Origin of the sequence: Stenotrophomonas sp. G106K1 (genome assembly GCF_037969685.1) — a bacterium.
Taxonomy (GTDB): Bacteria; Pseudomonadota; Gammaproteobacteria; order Xanthomonadales; family Xanthomonadaceae; genus Stenotrophomonas; species Stenotrophomonas lactitubi.
The window spans coordinates 152,901-176,311 of the sequence record NZ_JBBPFR010000004.1; the positions used below are offsets into that span (position 1 = coordinate 152,901).

At 65.7% G+C, this 23,411-nt stretch carries 21 protein-coding genes; 19 read left to right on the forward strand and 2 right to left on the reverse strand.

Features of this window, described 5'->3' with window-relative positions; all coding sequences use genetic code 11:
• Window positions 1-129: 129 nt before the first annotated feature.
• From WKB25_RS05975 to WKB25_RS06065, 19 genes are all read left to right on the forward strand, one after another.
• The gene (locus tag WKB25_RS05975) at window positions 130-897 is read left to right on the forward strand and encodes a hypothetical protein (RefSeq protein ID WP_340569335.1); all 768 of its coding nucleotides are present in this window, start codon (window positions 130-132) and stop codon (window positions 895-897) included.
• An 84-nt stretch (window positions 898-981) separates the two neighbouring features.
• Entirely contained in the window at window positions 982-1,938 is a 957-nt protein-coding gene (locus tag WKB25_RS05980) for an acyl-CoA desaturase (RefSeq protein ID WP_340569336.1), read from the forward strand.
• Window position 1,939: 1 nt separating this feature from the next.
• Window positions 1,940-3,217 (forward strand): FAD-dependent oxidoreductase, encoded by a 1,278-nt coding sequence (locus tag WKB25_RS05985; RefSeq protein WP_340569338.1) that lies wholly within the window; start codon window positions 1,940-1,942, stop codon window positions 3,215-3,217.
• Window positions 3,214-3,981, forward strand: a complete 768-nt coding sequence (locus tag WKB25_RS05990) for a DUF1365 domain-containing protein (RefSeq protein ID WP_340569340.1) — start codon at window positions 3,214-3,216, stop codon at window positions 3,979-3,981. The genes WKB25_RS05985 and WKB25_RS05990 overlap by 4 nt, the downstream gene beginning before the upstream one ends.
• On the forward strand, window positions 3,978-5,243 hold the full coding sequence (locus WKB25_RS05995) for a cyclopropane-fatty-acyl-phospholipid synthase family protein (RefSeq protein WP_340569342.1): 1,266 nt from the start codon (window positions 3,978-3,980) through the stop codon (window positions 5,241-5,243). The genes WKB25_RS05990 and WKB25_RS05995 overlap by 4 nt, the downstream gene beginning before the upstream one ends.
• 1 nt (window position 5,244) lies before the next feature.
• Window positions 5,245-5,787, forward strand: coding sequence for a DUF2878 domain-containing protein (locus WKB25_RS06000; protein ID WP_340569344.1), 543 nt, complete (start codon window positions 5,245-5,247; stop codon window positions 5,785-5,787).
• Window positions 5,787-6,563: a DUF1295 domain-containing protein gene (locus tag WKB25_RS06005; protein WP_340569346.1), complete on the forward strand. Its 777-nt coding sequence runs from the start codon at window positions 5,787-5,789 to the stop codon at window positions 6,561-6,563. Before WKB25_RS06000 ends, WKB25_RS06005 begins: the two co-directional genes overlap by 1 nt.
• A gap of 5 nt (window positions 6,564-6,568) precedes the next feature.
• Window positions 6,569-7,645, forward strand: coding sequence for a class I SAM-dependent methyltransferase (locus WKB25_RS06010; RefSeq protein WP_340569348.1), 1,077 nt, complete (start codon window positions 6,569-6,571; stop codon window positions 7,643-7,645).
• A 14-nt stretch (window positions 7,646-7,659) separates the two neighbouring features.
• On the forward strand, window positions 7,660-8,193 hold the full coding sequence (locus WKB25_RS06015; protein WP_340569349.1) for a lipocalin family protein: 534 nt from the start codon (window positions 7,660-7,662) through the stop codon (window positions 8,191-8,193).
• Window positions 8,194-8,482: 289 nt separating this feature from the next.
• Window positions 8,483-10,834 carry an aminotransferase class V-fold PLP-dependent enzyme gene (locus WKB25_RS06020; RefSeq protein WP_340569352.1) on the forward strand — a complete coding sequence of 784 codons (2,352 nt, stop codon included), beginning with the start codon at window positions 8,483-8,485 and terminating at the stop codon, window positions 10,832-10,834.
• A 186-nt stretch (window positions 10,835-11,020) separates the two neighbouring features.
• Window positions 11,021-12,169, forward strand: coding sequence for an SPFH domain-containing protein (locus WKB25_RS06025; protein ID WP_340569353.1), 1,149 nt, complete (start codon window positions 11,021-11,023; stop codon window positions 12,167-12,169).
• A gap of 24 nt (window positions 12,170-12,193) precedes the next feature.
• Window positions 12,194-13,543 (forward strand): TFIIB-type zinc ribbon-containing protein, encoded by a 1,350-nt coding sequence (locus WKB25_RS06030; RefSeq protein WP_340569354.1) that lies wholly within the window; start codon window positions 12,194-12,196, stop codon window positions 13,541-13,543.
• Window positions 13,540-13,800 carry a hypothetical protein gene (locus WKB25_RS06035; RefSeq protein ID WP_165377239.1) on the forward strand — a complete coding sequence of 87 codons (261 nt, stop codon included), beginning with the start codon at window positions 13,540-13,542 and terminating at the stop codon, window positions 13,798-13,800. The genes WKB25_RS06030 and WKB25_RS06035 overlap by 4 nt, the downstream gene beginning before the upstream one ends.
• Window positions 13,801-14,019: 219 nt before the next feature.
• Window positions 14,020-15,678, forward strand: coding sequence for a tyrosinase family protein (locus tag WKB25_RS06040; RefSeq protein ID WP_340569358.1), 1,659 nt, complete (start codon window positions 14,020-14,022; stop codon window positions 15,676-15,678).
• Between the two features lie 177 nt (window positions 15,679-15,855).
• The gene (locus tag WKB25_RS06045; RefSeq protein WP_340569360.1) at window positions 15,856-16,515 is read left to right on the forward strand and encodes an AprI/Inh family metalloprotease inhibitor; all 660 of its coding nucleotides are present in this window, start codon (window positions 15,856-15,858) and stop codon (window positions 16,513-16,515) included.
• A gap of 128 nt (window positions 16,516-16,643) precedes the next feature.
• Window positions 16,644-17,876: a hypothetical protein gene (locus tag WKB25_RS06050; protein ID WP_340569362.1), complete on the forward strand. Its 1,233-nt coding sequence runs from the start codon at window positions 16,644-16,646 to the stop codon at window positions 17,874-17,876.
• 97 nt (window positions 17,877-17,973) lie between these two features.
• Window positions 17,974-18,933 (forward strand): cation diffusion facilitator family transporter, encoded by a 960-nt coding sequence (locus tag WKB25_RS06055; RefSeq protein ID WP_340569364.1) that lies wholly within the window; start codon window positions 17,974-17,976, stop codon window positions 18,931-18,933.
• 46 nt (window positions 18,934-18,979) lie between these two features.
• The gene (locus tag WKB25_RS06060) at window positions 18,980-19,642 is read left to right on the forward strand and encodes a DNA-3-methyladenine glycosylase (protein ID WP_340569366.1); all 663 of its coding nucleotides are present in this window, start codon (window positions 18,980-18,982) and stop codon (window positions 19,640-19,642) included.
• 119 nt (window positions 19,643-19,761) lie between these two features.
• Window positions 19,762-21,468: a PAS domain S-box protein gene (locus tag WKB25_RS06065; RefSeq protein ID WP_340569368.1), complete on the forward strand. Its 1,707-nt coding sequence runs from the start codon at window positions 19,762-19,764 to the stop codon at window positions 21,466-21,468.
• 33 nt (window positions 21,469-21,501) lie between these two features.
• On the opposite strand, the gene WKB25_RS06070 is transcribed toward WKB25_RS06065, so the two are convergent.
• Together WKB25_RS06070 and WKB25_RS06075 are read right to left on the reverse strand one after the other, a co-directional pair.
• Entirely contained in the window at window positions 21,502-22,596 is a 1,095-nt protein-coding gene (locus WKB25_RS06070) for a crosslink repair DNA glycosylase YcaQ family protein (protein ID WP_340569370.1), read from the reverse strand.
• A gap of 117 nt (window positions 22,597-22,713) precedes the next feature.
• Window positions 22,714-23,385 (reverse strand): TraX family protein, encoded by a 672-nt coding sequence (locus WKB25_RS06075; protein WP_340569371.1) that lies wholly within the window; start codon window positions 23,383-23,385, stop codon window positions 22,714-22,716.
• Window positions 23,386-23,411 lie beyond the last annotated feature (26 nt).

Here is a 23,411-nt window from a genome sequence, read left to right on the forward strand (position 1 = left end):
TTGAGTGAAGAGGAGTGTTTGTCTCTACGCACAGCAGCGCCAGTTGGATGCACCCGGGATGGGCGCCAGCGTGCATCCAGTCGGTGCCGGCGCCCGTACAGGCGGGCAAGTCTCCCATGGATCGTCCCGATGCGTGCTGCCTGGTTGTTGATGGTCGCCCCCTGCGCCGTCGGTGCGGCGCCGCTGTTGCGTTCGGAGGGCGTTGCCACCCTGCCCAATGGAACCACCGCCTACCGCGAAGTGCATTGGCAGCGCGGGGCCGGCGATGGCAGCGAGCGCTGGGTGGAATACCTGTGCCCTGCTGGGCAGCCTTTCGCCCGCAAGCAGATGCCCGCCGCCGTGCGGGCCCAGGCGCGGGGCTATGTGCTGCAGGACGCCCGCAGCGGTCAAGCGGCCCGCGTGGTGGTCAGCCGCGACGGTGTCCAGGTCGACTGGAAAGAAGACAGGTCCGCGCCTTCACGAACGAAGCAGCTGCCTCTACCGCCGGATGCCGTGATAGATGCCGGTTTCGATGCCGCCGTACGGGCCCACTGGCGGACGCTGATGGGTGGTACGCCGGTCAGCCTGCCTTTTCTGGTGCCCGGGCGGCAGCGCTTCTATCCCGTGCAGGTGCAGTACCGCGGCCCGATGCGCTGGCAAGGGCTTGCCGCCCATGCGGTGGATGTCCGCCTTGACACCTGGTTCGGGGCGGTGGCGCCGCGTCTTTCGCTCGTCTACGCCGATGCCGATCGCCGTCTACTGGAGTTCCGAGGTACAAGCAATCTGCGCGATGCACGTGGCGATTATCCGCAGGTGACCGTGCGTTTCTCGGCACCCGCAACGGAACAACCGGAGCAGCGCTGGCGCAACGAGCTGCAGCGACCGCTGGTATCGAGCTGCGTTGTTACGGCCAAGTGAAAACGTAGTCGAGTGCAATTGTCTGCATCCAACCGGCACCACAACACGTAGAGGTAGGCAATCGACTCCCTCGGGCTTCCGTCCATGGCATCCGCAGCGCCTCCACTCCGCAGACGTTCGCGCCTGTTGCGCACCTTCCAGCGCTGGTTCGATACCGATGCCGGAAGCGAAGTGGCGGCCGACGGCGGTCAGGGTGACCGCATCGACTGGCTGCGCGCCCTGCCCTTCGCGCTGCTGCATGTGGCCTGCCTCGGGGTGATCTGGGTGGGTGTGTCCTGGACGGCGGTTGCGATCGCAGTGTTCCTGTACGCAATCAGGATGTTCGCCATCACTGCGTTCTATCACCGCTACTTCTCTCACCGCACCTTCGAGGCATCGCGCACCGTGCAGTTCGTGTTCGCCGTCATCGGTGCCGCCAGCGTGCAGCGTGGCCCCCTCTGGTGGGCAGCCCACCACCGCCATCACCACCGCCACGCGGATCAACCGCAGGACCCGCATTCCCCACGCCAGGGCGGATTCTGGCGCAGCCACATGGGATGGTTCCTCACCCGCGGCGCCTTTGCCACCGATCTGCAGCGTATTCCCGATCTGGCCCGGTACCCCGAGCTGCGCTGGCTGGACCGGTTCGACACCGTGGTGCCCGTGTTGCTGGCCGCTGCGCTGTACGGCCTCGGTGCGGTACTGGAGCGCGTGGCCCCGGCGCTGCACACCAGCGGCCCGCAGCTGCTGGTATGGGGCTTCTTCATCTCCACCGTTGTGCTGTTCCATGCCACGGTCACCATCAATTCGCTGGCGCACCGCTTCGGCCGGCGCCGCTTCGAGACCCGCGATGACAGCCGCAACAACCTGTGGCTGGCCCTGCTGACCTTCGGCGAGGGCTGGCACAACAACCATCACTTCTTCCCCGGCACCGCGCGCCAGGGCTTCCGCTGGTGGGAGATCGACATCAGCTGGTATGGCCTGCGGGTGATGGCCGCGCTGGGCCTGGTGAAGGGCCTCAAGCCGATCCCGGCCTGGGTGCTGGCCAAGGCGAGGCACTGACATGCGCATCGCGATCATCGGTTCCGGCATCGCCGGCCTGGCCAGCGCGTGGTGGCTGGACGGCGAGCATGACGTCACCCTGTTCGAGGCCAACGACTACCTGGGCGGCCACACCCACACCCACGACGTGACGGTGGACAGACGCAGGATGGCGGTCGACACCGGATTCATCGTCTTCAATCCGCACCACTACCCGCTGTTGTCGGCCCTGTTCGATGAACTTGGCGTAGCCTCGCAGCCCACCACGATGAGCTTCTCGATGCACAGCGAACGCAGCGGCGTGGAGTACAACGCCACTTCGCTGGACGGCCTGTTCTGCCAACGAAGAAACCTGGTGTCCCCGCGCTTCTGGGGCATGCTGGCCGACCTGCGGCGCTTCTATCGTGACGCCCCCCTGCTGCTCGGCCAGGAGCAGGGACCTACGCTGGGCCAGTACCTGCACGGCCAGCGCTATGGCGAGGCGTTCGTGCAGGAGCATCTGCTGCCGATGGCCTCAGCGCTGTGGTCATCACCGACCGCACAGGTGCTGGACTTTCCGGCGCGCTACCTGGTGCAGTTCATGGCCAACCACCAGATGCTGCAGATGACCGGACGCGCGTCCTGGCGCGTTGTCAAGGGTGGCTCGGCCCGCTACGTCGATGCGCTGCGTGCGCGCTGGCGGGTACACGAGCGGCTGGAATGCCCCGTGCACGCAGTCGAGCGCATGCCCTGGGGGGCGCGCGTGCACACGGCCAACGGCATTGAAGGCTTCGATGAAGTGATCCTGGCCTGCCACAGCGACCAGGCCCTGGCGCTGCTGGCCGACGCCGATCCGGTTGAGCAGGCGGTGCTCGGTGCGATCCGCTACCAGCCCAACGAGGCGGTGCTGCACACCGATGCCTCGCTGCTGCCCGCCAACCGCAAGGCCTGGGCGGCCTGGAACGCGCATGTGCCGCGCGATCCCGCCGCGCCCTGCACGGTCAGCTACTGCATGAATCTGCTGCAGGGGCTGCCCGGCGACACTCCGTTGGTGGTGACCCTCAACCGCAGCGAGGCCATCGATCCGGCCAAGGTACTGCGCCGCCTGCAGTACGCACATCCGATACATGACCATGTTGCGGTACAGGCACAGCAGCGCTGGGGCGAGGTGCAGGGCCATCGGCACACCTGGTTTGCCGGTGCCTACTGGGGCTGGGGCTTTCACGAGGACGGCATCCGCAGTGCCCGCCGCGTGGTCGACGCGCTGCAGGCGCGCTCGTTCCACAGCGGCATGGCGCAGCAGATGGAGGTGCCTGCGTGAGCGCCAGCGCCATCTACTTCGGCCATGTCGAGCATCGCCGGTACCACCCGCATGCGCACGCGTTCCGCTACCCGATCGCGCAGCTGCTGCTGGACCTCGACGAGCTGGACCAGGTATTTGCCGGGCGCTGGCTGTGGTCGGTCGGGCGCCGCAACCTGGCAGAGTTCCGCCGCAGCGACTACTTCGGTGATCCCGCCCTCTCCCTGGCCGACGCAGTGCGTGATCATGCCGCCACGGTACTCGGGCGGCGCCCCGACGGCCCGGTGCGCCTGCTGACCCACCTGCGTTTCGGCGGCCACGTGTTCAACCCGGTCAGCTTCTACTACTGCTACCAGGCTGACGGGGAAACCCTGGACTGCATCGTCGCCGAGATCACCAATACCCCCTGGAAGGAGCGGCACGCCTACGTGCTGCCGGTCGCAACCGCGGTGCAGCAGGGTCGCGCCCTGCGCTGGCAGTTCGACAAGGCCTTTCACGTTTCACCCTTCATGCCGATGGATTGTGCGTATGACTGGCGCTTCACCGCGCCCGCGGACGACCTGCGCGTGCACATGCAGGTCTGGCGCAACGGCCAGCGCCAGTTCGATGCGACCCAGAGCATGCAGCGGCGGCCCATCGATGGCCGTGGGCTTTCCCGGGTACTGGCCTGCTACCCGCTGATGAGCGCGCAGGTGGTCACCGCCATCCACTGGCAGGCATTGCGGCTCTGGCTCAAGCGCAACCCCGTGCACGACCATCCTTCCCTTGCCGAGAAACCACGATGAACGAAATGACTCCCTCGGCCGCCCTGCCCCTGCCCGGCACCCTGGACGCGTTCCTGCGCCGACGCCTGCTGGCCCAGCTTGCGCCGCTGCACAACGGGCGTCTGTGCGTGCGCGATGCGTTTGGAGAAGTGCAGCTGGGCAACGCAGGAAGCGACCTGCAGGTCACCGTGACCATCGATGACCCGGCGTTCTACCGCAAGGTGGCGGCGAACGGCAGCGTTGGCGCTGGCGAGAGCTACATCAACGGTGATTGGCGCTGCGATGACCTGGTGGCGCTGGTGCGGCTGCTGGTACGCAACCGTGACCTGCTGGACGGCATGGAACGCGGGCCGGCGCGCATCGGCGGCTGGCTGCTGCGCGGCTGGAACCGGCTGCGGCGCAACAGCCGCGAAGGCAGCCGTCGCAACATCGCCGCCCACTATGACCTGGGCAATGATTTCTTCGCCCTGTTCCTGTCGCCGGACCTGATGTACTCCTCGGCGCTGTTCACCGATGCCGGTGACTCGCTGGAAAGCGCGTCACGACGCAAGCTGGACCGCATCTGCCAGCAGCTGCGACTGCAGCCGGGCGATCGCGTGGTCGAGATCGGCACCGGCTGGGGTGGTTTCGCCGTGCATGCCGCGCAGCACTACGGCTGCCATGTCACCACCACCACCATCTCCGCCGAACAGCATGCGTTGGCCGCACAGCGCGTGGTCGATGCGGGCCTGCAGGATCGGGTGACGTTGCTGATGCAGGACTATCGCGATCTGCAGGGACAGTTCGACAAACTGGTGTCCATCGAGATGATCGAGGCCATCGGTGCCGAATACCTGGACACCTACATGGCCACCCTGCAGCGGCTGCTGAAGCCTGATGGGGCAGCCCTGCTGCAGGCCATCACCATCGAGGACCAGCGCTATGAACAGGCGCGGCGCAGCGTGGACTACATCAAGCGCTTCGTGTTTCCGGGCAGCTTCATTCCCTCGATCAACGCCATCCTGACCGCCAAGACCCGGGCCTGCGACCTGCAGCTGATCGCACAGCAGGACTTCGGCCATTCCTATGCATTGACTCTGCGCACGTGGCGGCAGCGCTTCCTCGCACAGTTGCCCGCGGTGCGCGCGCAGGGCTTCGATGAGCGCTTCTGCAGGCTGTGGGAATTCTACCTGGCCTACTGCGAGGGCGGCTTCCTGGAGCGCTCCATCGGCGTTTCCCACCTGCTGCTGGCACGCCCTGGCTACCGCCCTGAAGCGCATGCCCATGGCGAACGGACCGGCTGACATGCGCCGCACCTGGGTCAACGTGATCGGCAACCAGCTGGTATGGCTGTGCGCCGTTTCCGGCGCCGGCCGAGGCTGGCAATGGCCGGCAATGCTGTCAGCCACTGTGTACATCGGCAGCCAGCTGCTCACCTCATCGCAGCCCCGTCTGGATCTGCGCTTGTTGCTGCTCGCGCTGGCATGCGCATGCCTGGTGGATGGCAGCGCGGCCGCCAGCGGTGGCGTGCACTACGCCGCCGCACCGCTGGGTTGGATGCCGCCACCGTGGATTTTCGCCCTGTGGGCTGCCTTTGCGATGACGCTGACTGCGTCGATGGCATTCCTGCAGCGGCACTGGCTGCTTCCGGTGGCACTCGGCTTGCTGGCGCCTCTGGCGTATCTATCTGCAGCGCGCGGATTCCAGGCGGTGCATTTCACGCCCCCGGTCTGGCAGGGCGTGGCAACACTGGCGCTGGGCTGGTGCGTGGCGCTGTCGCTGTTGTGCGCGGTTGCCCGTCGCGGAACGCCGGGCAACCAAGACACCCCATTGATCGGAGCAACCTGATGAGCAGCTCGTGGTGGGTACTGATGTACGCCGTGCTGATCATGGCGTGGGGCTGGGCGTGGCAGCGCAGGCACCAGAACATCGGTATCGTCGATGTCCTCTGGGCAAAGGGTGTGGCGGCAGGCGCGCTGCTGCTTGCATGGCTGGGCGATGGCGCGCTGCAGCCCCGCATCGCGCTGGCGCTGCTGGGTGGCCTGTGGGGAAGCCGACTTGCCCTGCATCTGTGGCGCCGCGTGCGCAGCGAGGCGGAAGACGGTCGCTACCGCTATCTACGTGAGCACTGGCACGGCCACCAGGGAAAGATCTTCGGCTTTTTCATGGCACAGGCAGCGTTGGTGGTGCTGTTTGCACTGCCGTTCGTGGCCGTGGCCAGCAACCCACGCAGCGACATGCCTGGCTGGATCGCAGCGGCAGTTGTGGTGTGGCTGCTCAGCGTGGGTGGCGAGGCACTCGCCGACCGCCAGCTGGCCCACTTCCGAGCCGACCCGGCCAACAAGGGCCGCACCTGCCGCGAAGGGCTGTGGCGGTATACGCGCCACCCCAACTACTTCTTCGAGTGGCTGCACTGGTTCACCTATGTGCTGCTGGCGGCAGGGTCGCCCCTGTGGTGGCTGGCCTGGTCCGGGCCGGTGCTGATGTATGTATTCCTGCGCTACCTCAGTGGCGTTCCCTTCACCGAGAAGCAGGCGCTGCGCAGTCGCGGTGATGACTACCGTGACTACCAGCGCAGCACCTCGATGTTCTTCCCGTGGTTTCCGCGCAGCCCCAAGGAGTGATTCCGATGAACAGCACCCCGTCCCTTGCTCCGGTTGCCGATACCGAGGGCGGACTCACCGGCTGGGCCGAGCGTGGCTGGCTGCCTGATGCGGCGCTGCGCGCGGGCATCCGTCGCCTGTGCGCACAACGCCTGGCCGAAGAGTTGGCCGGCAGCATGGAGGAGCAGTCGCAGCGCTTCAGCCGCCGCATCGCCGAACTGGCCAGCAGCCCGCTGGCCCTGCATGTGGATGCGGCCAACCGCCAGCACTACGAGGTTCCCGCCGCCTTTTTCCATGGCTGCCTGGGGCGCCGCCTGAAGTACAGCAGCTGCTACTACCACACCGGCCACGAGACGCTGGACCAGGCAGAGGAGGCCATGCTGGAGCTGTATGGGCAGCGCGCCGGATTGGCCGACGGCCAGGACATTCTTGAGCTGGGCTGCGGCTGGGGCTCGCTGACGCTGTGGATGGCCGAGCGCTACCCGGATGCGCGCATCACCGCCGTCTCCAACTCGCACAGCCAGCGCAGCCATATCCTGGCGCAGTGCGATGCGCGCGGATTCGGCAACGTCGAGGTGCTCACCCGCGACGTCAACCAGCTGGACCTCCCTGCCGCTGCATTTGACCGCTGCGTGTCGGTGGAGATGTTCGAGCATGTCCGCAACTACGACCGCCTGCTGGGCCGCATTGCCCGCTGGCTGAAGCCGGACGGTGCCCTGTTCGTGCACATCTTCGCCCATCGCACGCTGATGTATCCGTTCGAGACCGAGGGCGACGACAACTGGATGGGCCGGCACTTCTTCACCGGCGGCCTGATGCCCGCAGCGGACACACTGCTGCACTTCCAGCGCGACCTGGTGCTGGACCAGCGCTGGCTGCTGGACGGCACCCACTACCAGCGTACCGCCAACCATTGGCTGGCCAACCAGGATGCCGCCCGCGAGCAGCTGCTGCCGATCCTGGCGCAGACCTATGGCGACGAAGCCGCTGCACGCATCTGGTGGCAGCGCTGGCGCATGTTCTGGATGGCCTGCGCCGAGCTGTTCGGCTACGACGACGGCCAGCAATGGCTGGTCGCCCACTACCTGTTCCGCCCGCGCTGAAGGAGACTGCCACCATGCGTATCGCCCCACTGTTCACGCTGCTGGCCGTGGCCCTGTTCGGTGCAGGCTGCAGCAGCCACGACACCCGCCCCATCCCGCTGCCGCCGAAGGTCGACGTGCCCCGTTTCATGGGCGACTGGTATGTCATCGCCCATATTCCGTCGCGGCCCGAGCGCGAAGCCTTCGATGCCGTGGAAAGCTACACGCTGCAGGCCGATGGGCGCATCCAGACCACCTTCACTTACCGCAAGGGCAGCTTCCAGTCTCCACAGAAGTCGATGCACCCGGTAGGTCGGGTGGAAAAACACGGCAATGGCGCGGTCTGGGGCATGCAGTTCATCTGGCCCATCCAGGCCGAGTACCTCATTGCCTGGCTGGATGAGGGCTACACCCAGACCATCGTGGCCCGCAGCAAGCGTGACTACGTCTGGTACATGGCGCGTACTCCGCAGGTGAGCGAGGCCGATTACCAGCAAGCGGTCGCCCGCATCAAGGCAATGGGATACGACACCGGCAAGCTGCGCCGTGTGCCGCAGTCGGTGCGCTGAGCCTGCGCGAAGCGAGGGTCCAGAACAGAATGATGCAAGGGCCAAATGGCGCTGTTGCCCCATGAATGGGGGAAGGGATGGCTGCCCGTCCCTTCACGGATTATCAATCCTGCTTTATGTGATTAATATCACTTAAAGACATTTACTCCCATGCAATAAAGGCGGCGAAGATTCACCGGCCTCCGGCCACATGGAGCGTGCCATGCAGGATGTCTCGCCACATCAGTGCAAGGTTGTATCCGAACGGAAATGGTCCCTCAGTACGTTCATGGAGTTCTATGAGCGCGTATTGAGCCAGCGCATTTTCGGTCCCTACGGAAAGCTGCTGGCCGAGGAGATCGCTGGCGACATCCAGGCCGGTTTCAGCGCGTCCGACGTCCTGGAGGTCGCCTGCGGTACCGGGGTCATCACCGCGAACCTTTACCAGCACCTGACCAGGCCCCTCGGCCTGCGGTTGGTCGCCACCGATTTGTCGGCGATCGCCGTGAGCGTGGCACGCAGCGTGCTGAGCGATGAGCTGCAGCGCAACGTGCCCCTGCTTGCCGACGTGGACATGGCGGAGCTGCCCTTCGCCGACGCCAGCTTCGACGTCATCGTATGCGGGTTCGGCCTGATGTTCCCGCCGGACAAGGCGCGCGTCGCCCGCGAGTTCAGGCGCGTGCTCCGCCCTGGCGGACGGGTGTATGCCACGGCATTCCACTACAACCAGCTGTTCGAGCTGGCCCGCGAGCAGTCACGGCAGCACTTCGGCATGCCCTCCCGGCTGATGGATGCGGCCCTGAGCCTGACCGACCCGTCGCCGATCACACGCGCGTTCGCGATCGAAGGACTTTCCCCGCGCGAGGGCGGCATGGCTGAGCTGCGGCCCCTTGCGTTTGCCATGGCGGACGCCGATGCGCGCGAGTTCCTGTTCAACGCCTGCATCCTTCTGGAGGAGTTCAACCAGTGCGACGCCCCCAGCAGGGAGCGCTATCTGGACGCGATGATGGACGCAGTCCATGCAGCAGTGCCAGACCGGCGCTACCAGGTGGAAGCCTGGTTGCTGCGCGGCCGTGTGGATGCTGCACACACCCCCGCGCAGGCCGCCATCCGGGCGCCGGATTTCTCCCCCCTGCTGTCGTTCCACCTGCCGCTGCAGCAGGATGCGCGGGCGATGCGCGACTTCGAAAGCGCTCGCGCACAGTTCCTCGCCGACCACCCCGATTATCCCCATGACCAGGTCGAGGCCATGCGCCAGCAGGAATATGCGCGACTGGATGAGCAACACGTGACCTATCTGGATCACGTGGGCGGAGCATTGCCCCCCGACAGCCTGCTCGAGCAGGATTACCAGGCACTCAAGCGGACCATTCTCGGCAATCCGCACAGCGGATCGAAAGCATCCCAGGACGCACTTCATGGGGCGTGCGAGCAGATCCACGCCTTCTTCGGAACCACACCGGAGGAGTACGAGATACTGTTCACCGCCAATGCAAGCAGCGCAATCCGCTTGGTGGCCGAGTCATTCCCGTTCCAGGCCGGGTCGCAGGCACTGCTGACCAAGGACAATCACACCTCGGTACACGGCTTGCGCGAGTACGCCACGGCGAAGGGTGCACAGGTCAAGTACATTCCGCTGGATGACGAGCTGCTGTTGCATGAAGGGCTGATGTGGCGCGCGTTGCAGCGGCTGCAGCCCGGCGCGCCGCATCTGCTCGCCTTTCCCGCGCAATCCAATGCGACCGGCGCCCGCCACGATCTTGCCTGGATCGCGCGGGCCCAGGCGCACGGCGCGACGGTGCTGTGTGACGCTGCGGCCCTGGTGCCACAATTCCGGCTTGACTGCGGCCTTCATCACCCCGATTTCGTGGTGGCGTCGTTCTACAAGATATTCGGCTATCCCACCGGCGCGGGTTGCCTGCTCGCCCGGCGGGCCGCACTCGACCTGCTGAAACCGCCGTCGTTTGCCGGTGGTGGCGTGTGCTACTACTCCGGGCCGTGGTCACCCACCGATCGACTGCTGTACCGCGATGCGGGCCAGCGATTCGAAGTCGGTACGCCCAACTACGCGGCCTTCCCGGCCATCGCCAGAGGCTTTGAATTCGTGGCCGCGCTGGGCGGCGTGGAGGCGGTTGCATTGCGCTCGCGTGCGTTGGCCGAGTGGCTGCAGGCGCAGCTGTCTTCGCTTCGCCACCACATCGGTGGCGAGTTGCCGCTGTGCCGGATCTATGGCCCGCCCGCTGCGCAGCGGGGCGCAACGCTGATGCTGAATTTCTTCGACTGCCATGGCTCCATCCTGCCGCACGCGCGCATCAAGCGCGCCGCAGACCGCTTCGGCATCACCCTGCGCAATGGCTGCTTCTGCAACCTGGGCGCCGTCCAGCAGGCGACCTACGCTACCGCAGGCGCCGAGCACTGTGAACTGGACAAGACCGGGAAGATTCTCGACTGCACGGCATTCGACGAGAAGATCCTGGAAAAGGGTGATTGCGGTGCGGTCAGGATTTCGTTCGGGCTGGGATCGAATTTCACCGATGCCTATCGCTTCCTGCTGTTCGCCACCTGCCTGCTGGATACGGACGCATCAGGCCTGGAACGTGCGATGGAGCAATCGTCGGCACCAGCCAAGGAAACACCGGTTGCCAGCACCATGCAGGCTTGAGCCGCTGCGGGGCCTTGCGACGGAACGGGTGCCGCTGATCGGCCACGGCCTGATCAACCGCACCTTGCCTGGGACGCGACATGAATGGGGGCTCGCCCGCCCGCTAGCGGCGCGTAGCCTGCCTCCTCTATAGTCAGCCGGGCACGACAGGCGTGGTGCCTGTCCGGCAACTACAGGGAGTGGGTCATGGGTCTGGTACAAGCGGTGAAGGGTGCAGTCGGCGGCGTGCTGGCTGACCAATGGAAGGACTTCTACACCGTGCCGACCGGCCTGCCGTCCACGGCAGCCCTGTTCGCGGCAGTGCCGCAGGGCACCAATGCCGGGCGCGGTTCGAACACCAGTGGCTCCTCCAACATCATCAGCAACGGCTCGAAGATCGTCGTGCCGGAAGGCTACGGCCTGCTGCTGTTCCAGGATGGCGCGATCACCGCCTTCGTCGCCGAGCCGGGTGGCTACGAGTGGCGCTCGGATGATCTGAACTCACAGTCGATCTTCGCCGGCGACGGCCTGGTCAGCACCTTCATCAAGCAGAGCTGGGAGCGCTTCAAGTTCGGCGGCCAGCCGGGCTCGCAGCAGGCCGCCTTCTTCGTTTCGCTGAAGGAACTGCCGGACAACCGCTTCGGCACCCAGTCGGAAATCTACTGGGACGACGGCTTCCTCAACACCCAGGTCGGCGCGGTCACCCGTGGTTCGTACACGCTGAAGATCATCGACCCGATCCTGTTCGTGAAGAACTTCGTTCCGGCCAGCTACCTGCGGCCGGGCCAGGTGTTCGACTTCACCGATCTGGACAACGCCGCTGCCAGCCAGCTGTTCAATGAAGTGGTGGGTTCGCTGGCGCCGGCGTTCAGCCTGTACACCAACGATCCGGGCAAGGGCAACCGCATCACCAAGCTGCAGCAGGATTCGCTGGGTTTTGCGCAGAGCCTGTCGGCCGCCGTCGAGCAGGGCTACCAGTGGAAGTCCGACCGTGGCCTGGCCATCGTCAAGACCGCCATTGTTTCGATCGAGTACGACGCCAACACCCGCGAACTGCTGAAGACCGTGCAGCGCGCCGATGCCCTGTCCGGCTCGCGCGGCAATTCCAACCTGCAGGCCAGCGTTGCCCAGGGCATCCAGTCCGCAGGTGAGAACGGCGGTGCCGCCGGCCTTGTCGGCGTGGGCATGGCATCGGGCATGTTCGGCGCGGGCAATCTGCAGCAGCCTGCAACCCCGGCCGCTCCGGCTGCCGACGACCCGGTGGCCAAGCTGAAGAAGGCAAAGGAAATGCTGGATCTGGGCCTGATCACCCAGACCGACTACGACGCGCTGAAGGCCAAGGCGCTGGGACTGTAAGCAGACGCAGGACGCGCAACCACCATGTCCGATCCCAGAAACACGCCTCCGCCGCTGCCTCGATCTGCTTCAGCACCGCCGCCCCTGCCGGCGGCGGTGCTGGACGGGCCGGGTTCGCCGCAGGACGTCCCTCCCCTGCCCGGCAGCTTCCCGCTCGATACGTCCAAGCTGCCTGAGGCCATCCGCAATGAGATCGAGGCGCCCGACCCGGTCGCCATCGATACCTCTGCGGCCGAACTGAAAGACGGCCTCAACCGCTGCCCCAAGTGCGGCGCTACCGATATCCGGCCCAAGCTGGGCACCGATATCCTGGTCTGCCTGTACTGCCGTCACGAATGGCATGGCGCACGGGTGGAGGAGGAATTCGCGCTGGGTGAAGCCATCGACCAGCTGCGTGGCACCGTCATCGCATCGGGCGCACGCGATATCGACGCCGACACCTCTGCACTGATGACCTTCAAGTGCACCGGTTGCGGCGCCGAAGTCACGGTCAACACCGAAAGCACGATGACGGCGCGCTGCCACTGGTGCCGGCACGTGTTCGGCGTGAACGAACAGATCGCCAACGGCGCGGTGCCCGACGCAGTGCTGCCGTTCCATATCAAGAAGGAGGATGCGGTCGCGCGCATCCGCCAGTTCGTCGACAAGCGCCGGATGTTCGCGCTCAAGGCGTTCAAGGAGCAGTTCACCCCGGAAAACGTGGTGGGTGTGTACCTGCCCTATATGATCGTCGACGGCAATGTCAGCGCGGCCGTGGCCGGCAAGGGCGAGATCAAGACGCGCGAGTACACCCGTGGCAGCGAGAAGAACAAGCAGACCTACTACGACGCCGATGTCTACCAGGTGGAACGCCAGGTCGATTTCACCGTGGACGACCTGCCGCTGGAATCGTCGGCCGAGCGCGGGAATCTGGACACGCGCGCCAACACCAACAACATCATCAACACCATCCTGCCGTTCGACACCAAGAATGCGGTGAAGTGGAACGCCTCCTACCTGGCAGGCTTTACCTCGGAAAAGCGCAACCTGGACGTCGAAAAGCTGCGGCCGCGGCTGGAAGACCAGCTGCTGTCGATCGCCCGCGCGCAGGTGGAAGGCACGGTGCGCCGTTACGACCGTGGCGTGCGCTGGGAGCAGGAGCAGCTGGAGGTGCACGGCACCCGCTGGGTGGCCATGTACCTGCCGGTATGGCTTTATTCGTACCACCAGCCCGGAAAGAACGGCGGCATGCTGCACTACATCGCGGTGAACGGCCGGACCGGTGAAACCATGGGCAGCGTACCCGTGCAGCAGTGGAAGATGCTGCTGGCCGCGCTGACCGCCGGCACGATCATCGAAGCCCTCGCAATTGCCTTCCTGGTGGCCAGCACATGAGTGATGACAGTGGTCTTTGGTTGTTGGCTGCAGGCCCGGCCGGCGCAACCGCGTTGTACTGGGCGCTGTACCGGTTCTACCGCAACACCGACAAATCGCATTCGTTCGAACATGAAACCGCTGTCGATGCGCAGCCGGTGACCGGCTCGGATCGTCGCGTGGACAGCATCAGCGGGACGCAGGAAAAGCGGATCCGCGGTGACAACGTGTATGAGTACCGAAAGCGTGTGGCGCGGGTGAAGACCGGCCCGGAATAGTCGATCCGGCCGGCCAGGGCCGGCCATGAGTGTGGCGTACTGCCCAGATCAGGGCGCAATGCCGTGCCTATACTGCTGCCGCCTGGTGCGGCGGCGCGTTCGCGCCCGTCGATCCGGGCGGCGGGGCTGGATGTCCCCGTCCGGCCCGTGGCAGCCGCCGCGGGCCCTTGCAGTGATTCGTAACCCGACGCGGTTGAACCAATCACCAGGGAGGACGCTATGCGTTACACACGCCGTGATTTCCTAGCAACCACTGCCACAGCCTCATTGGCATCGCTGTTCGCGCCCAGTGCCCTGGCCAGCGGCCAGAGCGCGACCGACGGTACCGCAGTGGCGCGCTTCCACCGTTACAACGTCACCAGCCCGGAAGGCCAGCGAATGCTGGCCAGTTATGCGCGCGGCATCCAGGCAATGCTGGCGCTGCCGGCTGACGACCCGCGCAACTGGTTCCGCAATGCGTTCGTGCACCTGATGGATTGCCCACACGGCAACTGGTGGTTCTATGTCTGGCACCGCGGCTACGTCGGCTACTTCGAGCAGACCATCCGCGAGCTCAGCGGCGACCGCCAGTTCGCCATGCCGTACTGGGACTGGACTGAACTTCCGCAGATTCCGGTTGCGATGTTCGACGGTCTGTTGAACCCGACCGACAAGGCCTATACGCCCTACACCCGCAACCTGGCCGTGTTCACCCAGTTCATGAAGCCTGCGTTGCAGCGCCACTGGAACACTCTGGACAGTGGGCAGCGGCAGCAGCTGTCGCTGCGTGGTTACAACAGCGCCGAAGACGTCTGGAACGACGTCACCGGCTACAACGCCAAGGAACAGACCGGCATTTCCGGCAATGCGGCGTACGCGGTTACCTGTGGCGCCCGCTATCTCTGGCGCGAGCATCTGGGCTTCGACCCGAAGACGGCCTCCGCCGTGTCTGCCGACACCATCCGTGCAGGCCTGTCACCGGTGGAGTTCAACAACCCCGACATCAGCCGCAGCTTCACCAGCTCGCGCACCACCTCGCACGTGCTGCAGCCTGACGGGGCCACCAAGTTCTCGGTGCTGGAAGGCTTCCCGCACAACAAGGTGCACAACTGCATTGGCGGCGTCGGCGCCGTCGATCCCGGCCCCTACGGCAACATGACCAACTTCCTGTCGCCGCTGGATCCGATCTTCTACCTGCACCACGCCAACATGGACCGTCTGTGGGATGTGTGGACCCGCAGGCAACAGGCCTTCGGCCGCCCGATCATGCCGACCGACGCCGCCGAGCGCCGGCAGTTCATGGACGAACCGTTCCGCTTCTTCGTCAATGGCCAGGGCCGCTACGTCGGCACGCGCCCGGCCGCGGAATTCTTCTCCACCACCGCGTTCGACTATGACTACGTCTATGGCCGCGGTGTCCGTGCCGCGGAGCAGGCCGCAACGGCTCCAACCACCGCCAAGGCCGCGCGACTGGTGCGCGGCAAGCGGACTGACGGCGCCGTGCGTGTGGCTGTGCCCAACGATGCGGTTCGTGCGCATCTGGCAGCTACCGGCCCGCGCGTGCTGATCGCGGAGGTTACCCTCGAGCGTCCCCGTGGGCTGCACAACACGCGCGAGTTCGACGTACTGATCAATGCACCGGCAGGTGTCACCTCGGTGAGCGCGGACAGTCCGTACTACGCCGGCACGGTCTCGTTCTTCGGGCCGAGCATGGCGGCCATGGGTCACGATCATCCAACGACGTTCGCCGTGCCATTGCCGCAGACGCTGGGGGCGCTGCGCGCGGATGCTGCCGGCGGCGGCTCGACAACGCTTGAGATCCGCCTGGTCGCTTCGTCGGGCCAGGAACCGCAATCGTTCCCGGTGCTCGACGCTGCGATCCTGGTGTCCCCGAACTAGCGCACCCTCGGCGGCTGGCGTCGCCACGCGGCGATGCCAGCCGGGGCACCCGGGAAATGTGACTGCACACCAAGGCAACGCCAGCGTCGGGGCCTCGTCACACCGCCCCTGCCCTGCCGGGCCTATGCTCGCGCGCACACACCCGCTGTTTCCGTTGTTCCCAACGAGGATTCGACGATGGCAACCGTGCTTCCCCGCTTCGGGCTGCTGGCGCTGTGCAGCCTCGCCGCCCCCGCTACCACCCTTGCCCAGAACGCGTCCATCGGCTTCGGCCAGCACTCCAGCAGTACGCAGTCGTCCAGCGCATCGCAGACCACGGAAACCACCCGTTCGACCTCCGGGTCAACCAGCGATGACACGGCCGGGAACAACAATGGCGATTCGGCCTTCGGCAACTTCGGGTCGATAACGATGCAGTCCAACAGCAACAGCAGCGCGCATTCCCAATCCCGCAGCGAGAGCAAGGACGTCGGGATCGATATCAGCTTTGATGACAGCAACAACGATGGCGGAAGCAACGACCGCCGTCGCGGTGGCAGCAGGGTGATCGACAGCGATATGTTCGGCCGTTGGACGCTGGGCCAGGAGAACGGCAAGAGCTGCACCATCGAACTGAAGGACAACCCCTGGTTTGGTGGCTATGGTGCATGGGTGCCGGCCGGGTGCCCGGACGATTTCTTCTCGGCCAATCGCTGGCTGCTTTCAGGCAACCACCTGCTGATTACCAATGGCGACAACAGGGTAATCGGGAGATTCCGACAGACGGATGGCGGGCGCTGGTCAGGGCGGCGCGAATCGGATGGCGCGCGGCTGTATCTGAATCCAGACGGTCGCTGAGACCTGATGCTGCCCTGAAGGGCCGCGTTTTGTCCACGCAAGCATACGTGTGGATCCGGATTTCGATTCAAGCGCTTTCGCGAACGGCCGATACCCGGAGGTGAAGCCCGACTCATGGAAGATGCGCGATGCCGTTGCAAGACCCCCGACCCGACAGCCTGTCGCCTCCTTCCGCCTCGCCTTGGCCGGCGGTGTCCAAAGTCCTGACCGACCTCTACGCTCACAAGGCGTTGTTCGCGCTGGCGGGGACCCTTGCGATGGTCGTCTTCTTCTGGCGGATCCACTACCTGCCCAGCCTTGCATTGACTGATATCGCTCTGGTGGCGGCGGCCATCGTCTTCTTTTCGGTCGTGATGGTCATCGTGGTCATCCTTACGCTCATGCTCCCCGCCGCTGTGCTGGTCGAGTGGCAGAAGTCAGGATTCATCACCGACAGAAGCAGCGTCCGCGCATCTCAGACCCAGTGGCTGGCATCCGCAGGCCTCAGCATGGTCATGGCCATGCTGGGCGCGGGCCTGGCAACAGGCTGGATGTATGTCTGGCTTTTCACTCCGCTCGGCGACGCAGCACCCATCGTGTTCGCAGTCGCCATCCTGATCGGTGCCGCCGGCGCCTTCGCACCGATGGGCATGAAACTCAAACCCATTGATGAACCCGTCGGCAGCGTTCTGCGGAAGAAGAAGATCTGGTGGGCACTGAGGCTGACTGCGCTGTCCGCTTGCCTCTACCTGTTCACGCTCCCCTTGATCGCGCTGGTGGTCTTCGGCACCCATTCCGCAGCCGCCAAGATGAGCGGCTGGGAAGTGCTTCTGGTGTCGCTCGGGCTGCCGCTCTTTCACTTGTTCATCCTGGGCATCAGGACACTCCCGCTCTGGTCCCGGGTGGTCGCACTTGCCTTGGTAGTCGCCCAGATCCTGCTCTTTGCCGGCACCCTGTTCGAGTCACTCGACCGCGCTGCCAGCACGTTCCAGCTGGGGATGCTGCCCCACCAGAGCATGGTGGTATCGAGCGAGGGCTGCAGGATGGTTCGGGCATCCGGGGTGTCAGGCAACTGCCGCAGAATCGACGGCCCCGGCAAGGAGCTGTACGAAATCCGGGACGTCTTCATGCTCAATCGCCTTGGCAGCCACACCGTCATCGCCGAGCCGGGCTGGACACCGGAGACCCGAGCCCGGTCGATCCCCCTGCCCAGCAGCGAAGTGTTCACCTGGTACACGACTCCTGAACCTCCCCATGCACCTCCCCTGTCGCTGCCTCCGCAACCTCCCGCGCCAGCGTCCCTCACACCGCCACCCCCGATAAAGCCTTCCTCCGGCGCGGTGCGCAGATCAAGGCCGCGGCAAAGGGCTCCTGCCTGCTGACCCGGCCGCGCGCAGGGCTGCGAACGGCGTTCGCCCTGCACACGCAGGGGACAAGGTGGACGCGATCATCAGTGTTCCGCGCCGCCTTCTCTCTGCCATGTCCTCGCCCACCGGCTCCCGCCTCGTCATCTACGCTGCACTGGCAGGCAATCTCGCCATCGCCATTGCCAAGTTCATCGCCGCTGGCCTGTCCGGCAGCTCGGCCATGCTCAGCGAGGGCGTGCACTCGCTGGTCGATACCCTAAACGAAGTGCTGCTGCTGTACGGCCTGCGCCGTGCCGAGAAGGCCGCCGACACCCTGCACCCTTTCGGCTACGGCCGCGAGCTGTACTTCTGGAGCTTCATCGTCGCCCTGCTGGTATTCGCCGCCGGTGCCGGCGTCTCGGCCTACGAGGGTATCCAGCACATCCGCCAGCCGGAGCCGGCCACCAATCACGCCATCAGCTACGGCGTGCTCGGCATCTCCATCCTGTTCGAAGGCGCTTCATGGTGGGTGGCGCTGCGCGAATTCCGTCGCAGCAAGGGCTCGCTGGGATACTTCGAGGCGTTCCGCCGCAGCAAGGATCCGTCCACCTTCACCGTGCTGCTGGAAGACAGTGCCGCCCTGCTTGGCCTCGGCTTCGCGCTGGTCGGACTGCTGGCCGCGCAGTTGCTGGAGATGCCGGTGCTGGATGGGGTCGCCTCGCTGTGCATTGCCGGTGTGCTGGCGCTGACCGCGTTCCTGCTCGCGCGCGAGACCAAGGGCCTGCTGATCGGTGAGCCGGCCCGCCCGGCGGTGGCGCAACGGATCATGGCCGTGGCCGTGACCGACCCCGATCTGCGCCGCGCCAACGGTGTGACCACCCTGCAGATGGGCCCGGAACAGGTGGTGGCGATGCTCAGTGCGGAATTCGAGGACGATCGCACCACGCCGCAGATCGAGGCCTGCATCACCCGCATCGAGTCTGCGGTGAAACAGGAGTTCCCGGAACTGGTGGCCTTGTTCATCAAACCGCAGACACCGGAGGTGTTTGCCGCGCGCCGGGCCGCGCTCGATCGTCCGGCCACGGCGGAGTGACGCCGCGCTGGCGACAGCTTCACCGCTGACAGGCGATGATTCCGGCATGCCGAAGCAGACCGGTCCAGATGCCACGTTCGTCGAACAGCCCGTTCACGGGGCCCGGCTCCCGCGCGCCTTCTATCAACGACCTTCAACGGTGGTCGCGCCGGAGCTGTTGAACAAACTGCTGGTGCGCAACGATGGCCGCGTGGCGCGCATTGTCGAGGTCGAGGCGTATGCCGGCAGCGAAGATCCGGCGGCACACTCCTGGCGCGGCATGACCGCACGCAACGCCAGCATGTTCGGCGAAGCGGGCCATCTCTATATCTACTTCACCTATGGCATGCACTGGGGCAGCAATGTCGTCTGCGGTGACGTCGGCGAGGGTGTTGCTGTACTGCTGCGCGCCGCCGCGCCGGTCGCCGGGCAGGAGCTGATGTACCCGCTGCGCCCTGCCGCCCGTCACGACCATGACCTGGCCAGTGGCCCCGGCAAGCTGTCGCAGGCGTTTGGCCTGGACCGGCGCTTCGACGGCGCTGACCTGGTGATTGCCAGTCACGGCATCACGCTGCTGGACGACGGCGTGCCTCCGCCGGATGACCCGGTGGTGGGGCCGCGCATCGGCATCACCCGTGCCGTGGATTTTCCCTGGCGCTGGCATGTGCGCGATCACCGTCACGTTTCAGTACGCGCGCCCCGCACGGCAACGCAAAAGAGACCTGCATGAAACCCATCCCTGAAGGATCATTGACACCAGCCTCACTGTTTCGCGCAACGACATAACGGGCCGAGCCCTAGCGTGACTGCCGTGACCTGCCCTTCCCTGCCGGAGACGCAGTGCCTGCCATGGATGAAGCTTCCAGACTTCTCGAGATCGACCGCCTGGGTGTTCTCGATACACCGCCAGAGCCCGTGTTCGATGCCATTGTTGCCGCCGCCCTCGCTGCCACGGGCATGCCCATCGGGCTGATTTCCATCGTTGCCGCGCAGCGACAATGGTTCAAGTCCAGCATCGGGCTGGGAGACGCTACCGAAACGCCCCGCTCGATTTCGTTCTGTTCGCATGCCATCGAGCAGGACGAGCTGCTGGAGATTCCAGACGCGAGGCAGGACCCGCGGTTCGCCAGCAGTCCGTTGGTCACCGCAGGGCACCGGGTACGACACTACGCCGGAATAGCACTGACCACCGCCCATGGCGCGCGCATCGGCACACTGTGCCTGCTCGACACGCTGCCAGGCGTGCTGTCGCCGTCGCAACGGGAATTGATGGTCCATCTTGGCCGGGTCACCACGCAGGTGCTTGAACAGCGCAGCGCACTGCTGCGACAGATCAACCAGGCGCAGGCACTGCATCGCGATCTGAAGCGCAGCGAGGACTTCCTGCAGCGCACCAACACCGCGGCCAAGGTGGGCGGCTGGGAACTGGACCTGGACACCAACGAGGTGCGCTGGACGCGCGAGACCAAGCAGATCCACGGCGTGCGCTCCAGCTACCAGCCCACCCTCGAATCGGCCTTGTCGTTCTACCGCCAGGACAGCCGCAGCATCATCCAGACTGCCGTGCAGCGTTGCATGGAGGATGGCGCGCCCTGGGAGGTGCAGCTGCCGATGAGCACAGCCGACGGACGCAGCATCTGGACCCGCGTGGTGGGCAACCGGCAGCAGGTGGAGGGCCATCCGCGACTGGTGGGCGCGATCCAGGACGTCACCGAAGAACGCGCGGCGCTGGATGCCCTGGAGGCGAGTGAGGTGCGCTATCGGCGTCTGTTCCACTACAGCCTGGGGCTGATCTGCACGCACACGCTGGATGGCACGCTGACCTCGGTGAACCCGGCGGCGCTGCAGTCGCTGGGCTACGACGAACGCCAGATCATCGGCCGCAGCCTGTGCGACTACATGCCTGCCGAGCGCCGCGACGTGTTCAATGCCTACCTGAAGCGCATCGAGACCAACCACACCGATGCCGGTGTCATCGAACTCATTGCCGCCGATGGAACGCTGCGCTACTGGGCCTACAACAACGTGCTCGACAGCGAAGGACAGCCGCCCTTCGTGCTCGGCCATGCCCAGGATGTCACCGCGCTGCGCCTGCAGGAGCAGCGCCTGCGCGAACTATCGCTGAAGGATCCGCTCACCCAGTGCCACAACCGCCGCTACCTGCACCGGCTCGACGAGATGACCGCCGGAACGTGGGCATGCCTGGTATTTGACCTGGACGATTTCAAACGGATCAATGATGCGCAGGGCCACCGCCGCGGCGACGCGATCCTGGTCGAGTTTGTCGCCTTCCTGAAGGCGCCGCTGAGCGCGGGAGAGACCGTGGTCCGCCTGGGTGGAGACGAGTTCCTGGTGGTGTTGACCGCATCGGCGTCCGAACGTCTTCCACTGCTGGAGGGCTGGTACGCTGCCAACGCAGCGCAGTCGCCGACGGCGTTCTCGATGGGCGCGGCGGTCAGCGCGCCGGGTGAGTCCGTGGCTGACACCATCCATCATGCGGACAGCCAGCTCTATGACGCGCGTGCACGGGTACGCACGCAGCGGCGCGACGACTAGCAACAGCGCCCGCTGTCACCTCAAGGCAAGACTTCATCCGGTGAGGAATCGCGTCATCCGCTCCAGTTCGTCATCCAGCGCATTGCGGAACAGAACGTCCTTCATGGGCGAGGCGCTGGCGAATCCAATATCGGGTTGCAGAGCGCCATCCTTGGCGGTGACATTGGCCCAGCCGACCACCTGATCGCGCCACAGCAGCGGCAGCGCGTAGTAGCCGAAGCGACGCTTGGCCGCCGGGGTGTAGGCCTCGAACCTGTAGACCCAGCCCCAGAGCAGCTCGAACCGTCGCCGATCCCAGGCTACGGGATCGAACGGTGCCAGCAGCCGCACCTGCTCATCGGCCTGATAGCGCCGCGAACGGGGGTTCTCCTCGGCCGGCCAGTACCACTGTGTTCCGTCGATGATGCCGCCAGCCAGCCGCTCGCGTGCCAGCCGCAGTGCCTGCTGGACCTCGGCTGCCAGATGTGGAGCGCCATAGCCCAGCAACCGTGCCAGATAGGTGAGGCTCGCCGAAGGCAGCGGCGCGTACTTGCGCACCACCAGATCGATCAGTGCGGTGGCGCGCTGCAGGCGCGCGGCCTTGCCGCCCTCGGCGAGTGCATGTTCTGCAACGGCATAGATGCGGGTACCACTGTCACGACGGGCGATGCGCAACATGCCGCGGTAGTGCATGCCATCCAGCAGGTGGGTGCTGGCATTGCTGGTGCCGCCCCAGTAGTTGGTCACCCGGCCATGCGTGAACGCCTGGTCGACCTCGCGCGGATGCACCGCGCCCCGCTCCTGCACGAACGCCAGAACCTCGGCCGCCTTGCGCCGCGTGCTGGCGTCCCACGGCCTGCGGGACACCCGCGGATGCATCAACGACAGGTGTTCGCGCGGCAGGAAGCCGTAGTTGACCAGGAAGTCTTCCTCGATCGGCAACCGGCTGTAGCGGCGCTCCAGATCCCCGGCCTGATAACCCTTCACCCGGTGCCGCAGGGTCAGGTCCTGGGCACGCGCAGGCGCGCGGATGGGATCGGCCTGCACGAAACCCAGGCGGCGTATCGCGGTCAGCAGCGTGGTGGGCGTGAACAGCGTGCGGGCTACGGCGTAGCGACGCAGATCGTCGAGGGTGGGCGTGGCGGGCATGGGCCGATTGTAGAGGCGAGCGTGTTGTAGAGGCGAGCGTGCCCGGTGTGCGTTGCGCCCTGGAAAGGCACCAGCGACGTGACCGGGGCAGCTCATCGCTGCGATGGGGGCCGTTGCTCAGCGCAGCCACTGCGCATAGGCGGCCAGGACCGCGAGGTGTCCCACGTAGTACAGATAGAACGCCCAGCGTGAACGCGGAACCGCCCACGGCACCCTGGCCAACGCCAGCACCAGCGGGATGGCCAGCAACGCCCATCCATTGCCATTGACCCAGCACAGCCCGCCGAATCCGAACGCCAGCAGCCACCACGCCCGGTGGCGGAACGCGATCCAGCCCAGCACCACCAAGGCCACCCCTGCCCATTGGTAGTCCACGAAGAACGGCAGCAGGCCTCCTGCCACCAGCAGCAACAGCTGCCGGTTGTTGGTCAGCGCGTGCACCGCCGCCGCAGCCAGGCCGAAGGTCAACAGGATGTTCAGCGGAAGCCAGTAGCCGAAGGCGAGCATGTGCAAGGGTTGTGCAACCAGGCCCCAGGCGGACAGGCGCCGGATCGACTTGCCCAGATCGGCACCAGGCTGTGCCAGGTTGCAGGCCATCACCAGTGCGAACAGCGGGAAGGCGATGCGCCCAAACTCGCTGACCACCGGCACATAGCCACCGAACACCACTTTGGCGACGTGATCGCCGGTCATCGACAGCAGCGCGATCCACTTCAGCAGCTCGCGGGCGCCGCTGCTGAGGGTGCCGCGCGCCAGCGGGGCGTGTACGGCGACATCCTGTCCGCTCATGTCATTCATCCTCTGCGTCCTGCCGG

Coding starts and splice junctions, on each gene's coding strand:
- WKB25_RS06040 (WP_340569358.1), top strand. CDS start 14,020: ATGCGTTACACACGCCGTGATTTCCTAGCAACCACTGCCACAGCCTCA.
- WKB25_RS05975 (WP_340569335.1), top strand. CDS start 130: ATGCGTGCTGCCTGGTTGTTGATGGTCGCCCCCTGCGCCGTCGGTGCG.
- WKB25_RS06075 (WP_340569371.1), bottom strand. CDS start 23,385: ATGAGCGGACAGGATGTCGCCGTACACGCCCCGCTGGCGCGCGGCACC.
- WKB25_RS06010 (WP_340569348.1), top strand. CDS start 6,569: ATGAACAGCACCCCGTCCCTTGCTCCGGTTGCCGATACCGAGGGCGGA.
- WKB25_RS06050 (WP_340569362.1), top strand. CDS start 16,644: ATGCCGTTGCAAGACCCCCGACCCGACAGCCTGTCGCCTCCTTCCGCC.
- WKB25_RS05985 (WP_340569338.1), top strand. CDS start 1,940: ATGCGCATCGCGATCATCGGTTCCGGCATCGCCGGCCTGGCCAGCGCG.
- WKB25_RS06000 (WP_340569344.1), top strand. CDS start 5,245: ATGCGCCGCACCTGGGTCAACGTGATCGGCAACCAGCTGGTATGGCTG.
- WKB25_RS06015 (WP_340569349.1), top strand. CDS start 7,660: ATGCGTATCGCCCCACTGTTCACGCTGCTGGCCGTGGCCCTGTTCGGT.
- WKB25_RS06065 (WP_340569368.1), top strand. CDS start 19,762: ATGGATGAAGCTTCCAGACTTCTCGAGATCGACCGCCTGGGTGTTCTC.
- WKB25_RS06035 (WP_165377239.1), top strand. CDS start 13,540: ATGAGTGATGACAGTGGTCTTTGGTTGTTGGCTGCAGGCCCGGCCGGC.
- WKB25_RS06070 (WP_340569370.1), bottom strand. CDS start 22,596: ATGCCCGCCACGCCCACCCTCGACGATCTGCGTCGCTACGCCGTAGCC.
- WKB25_RS06045 (WP_340569360.1), top strand. CDS start 15,856: ATGGCAACCGTGCTTCCCCGCTTCGGGCTGCTGGCGCTGTGCAGCCTC.
- WKB25_RS05980 (WP_340569336.1), top strand. CDS start 982: ATGGCATCCGCAGCGCCTCCACTCCGCAGACGTTCGCGCCTGTTGCGC.
- WKB25_RS06005 (WP_340569346.1), top strand. CDS start 5,787: ATGAGCAGCTCGTGGTGGGTACTGATGTACGCCGTGCTGATCATGGCG.
- WKB25_RS06055 (WP_340569364.1), top strand. CDS start 17,974: ATGTCCTCGCCCACCGGCTCCCGCCTCGTCATCTACGCTGCACTGGCA.
- WKB25_RS06060 (WP_340569366.1), top strand. CDS start 18,980: ATGCCGAAGCAGACCGGTCCAGATGCCACGTTCGTCGAACAGCCCGTT.
- WKB25_RS06030 (WP_340569354.1), top strand. CDS start 12,194: ATGTCCGATCCCAGAAACACGCCTCCGCCGCTGCCTCGATCTGCTTCA.
- WKB25_RS06025 (WP_340569353.1), top strand. CDS start 11,021: ATGGGTCTGGTACAAGCGGTGAAGGGTGCAGTCGGCGGCGTGCTGGCT.
- WKB25_RS05995 (WP_340569342.1), top strand. CDS start 3,978: ATGAACGAAATGACTCCCTCGGCCGCCCTGCCCCTGCCCGGCACCCTG.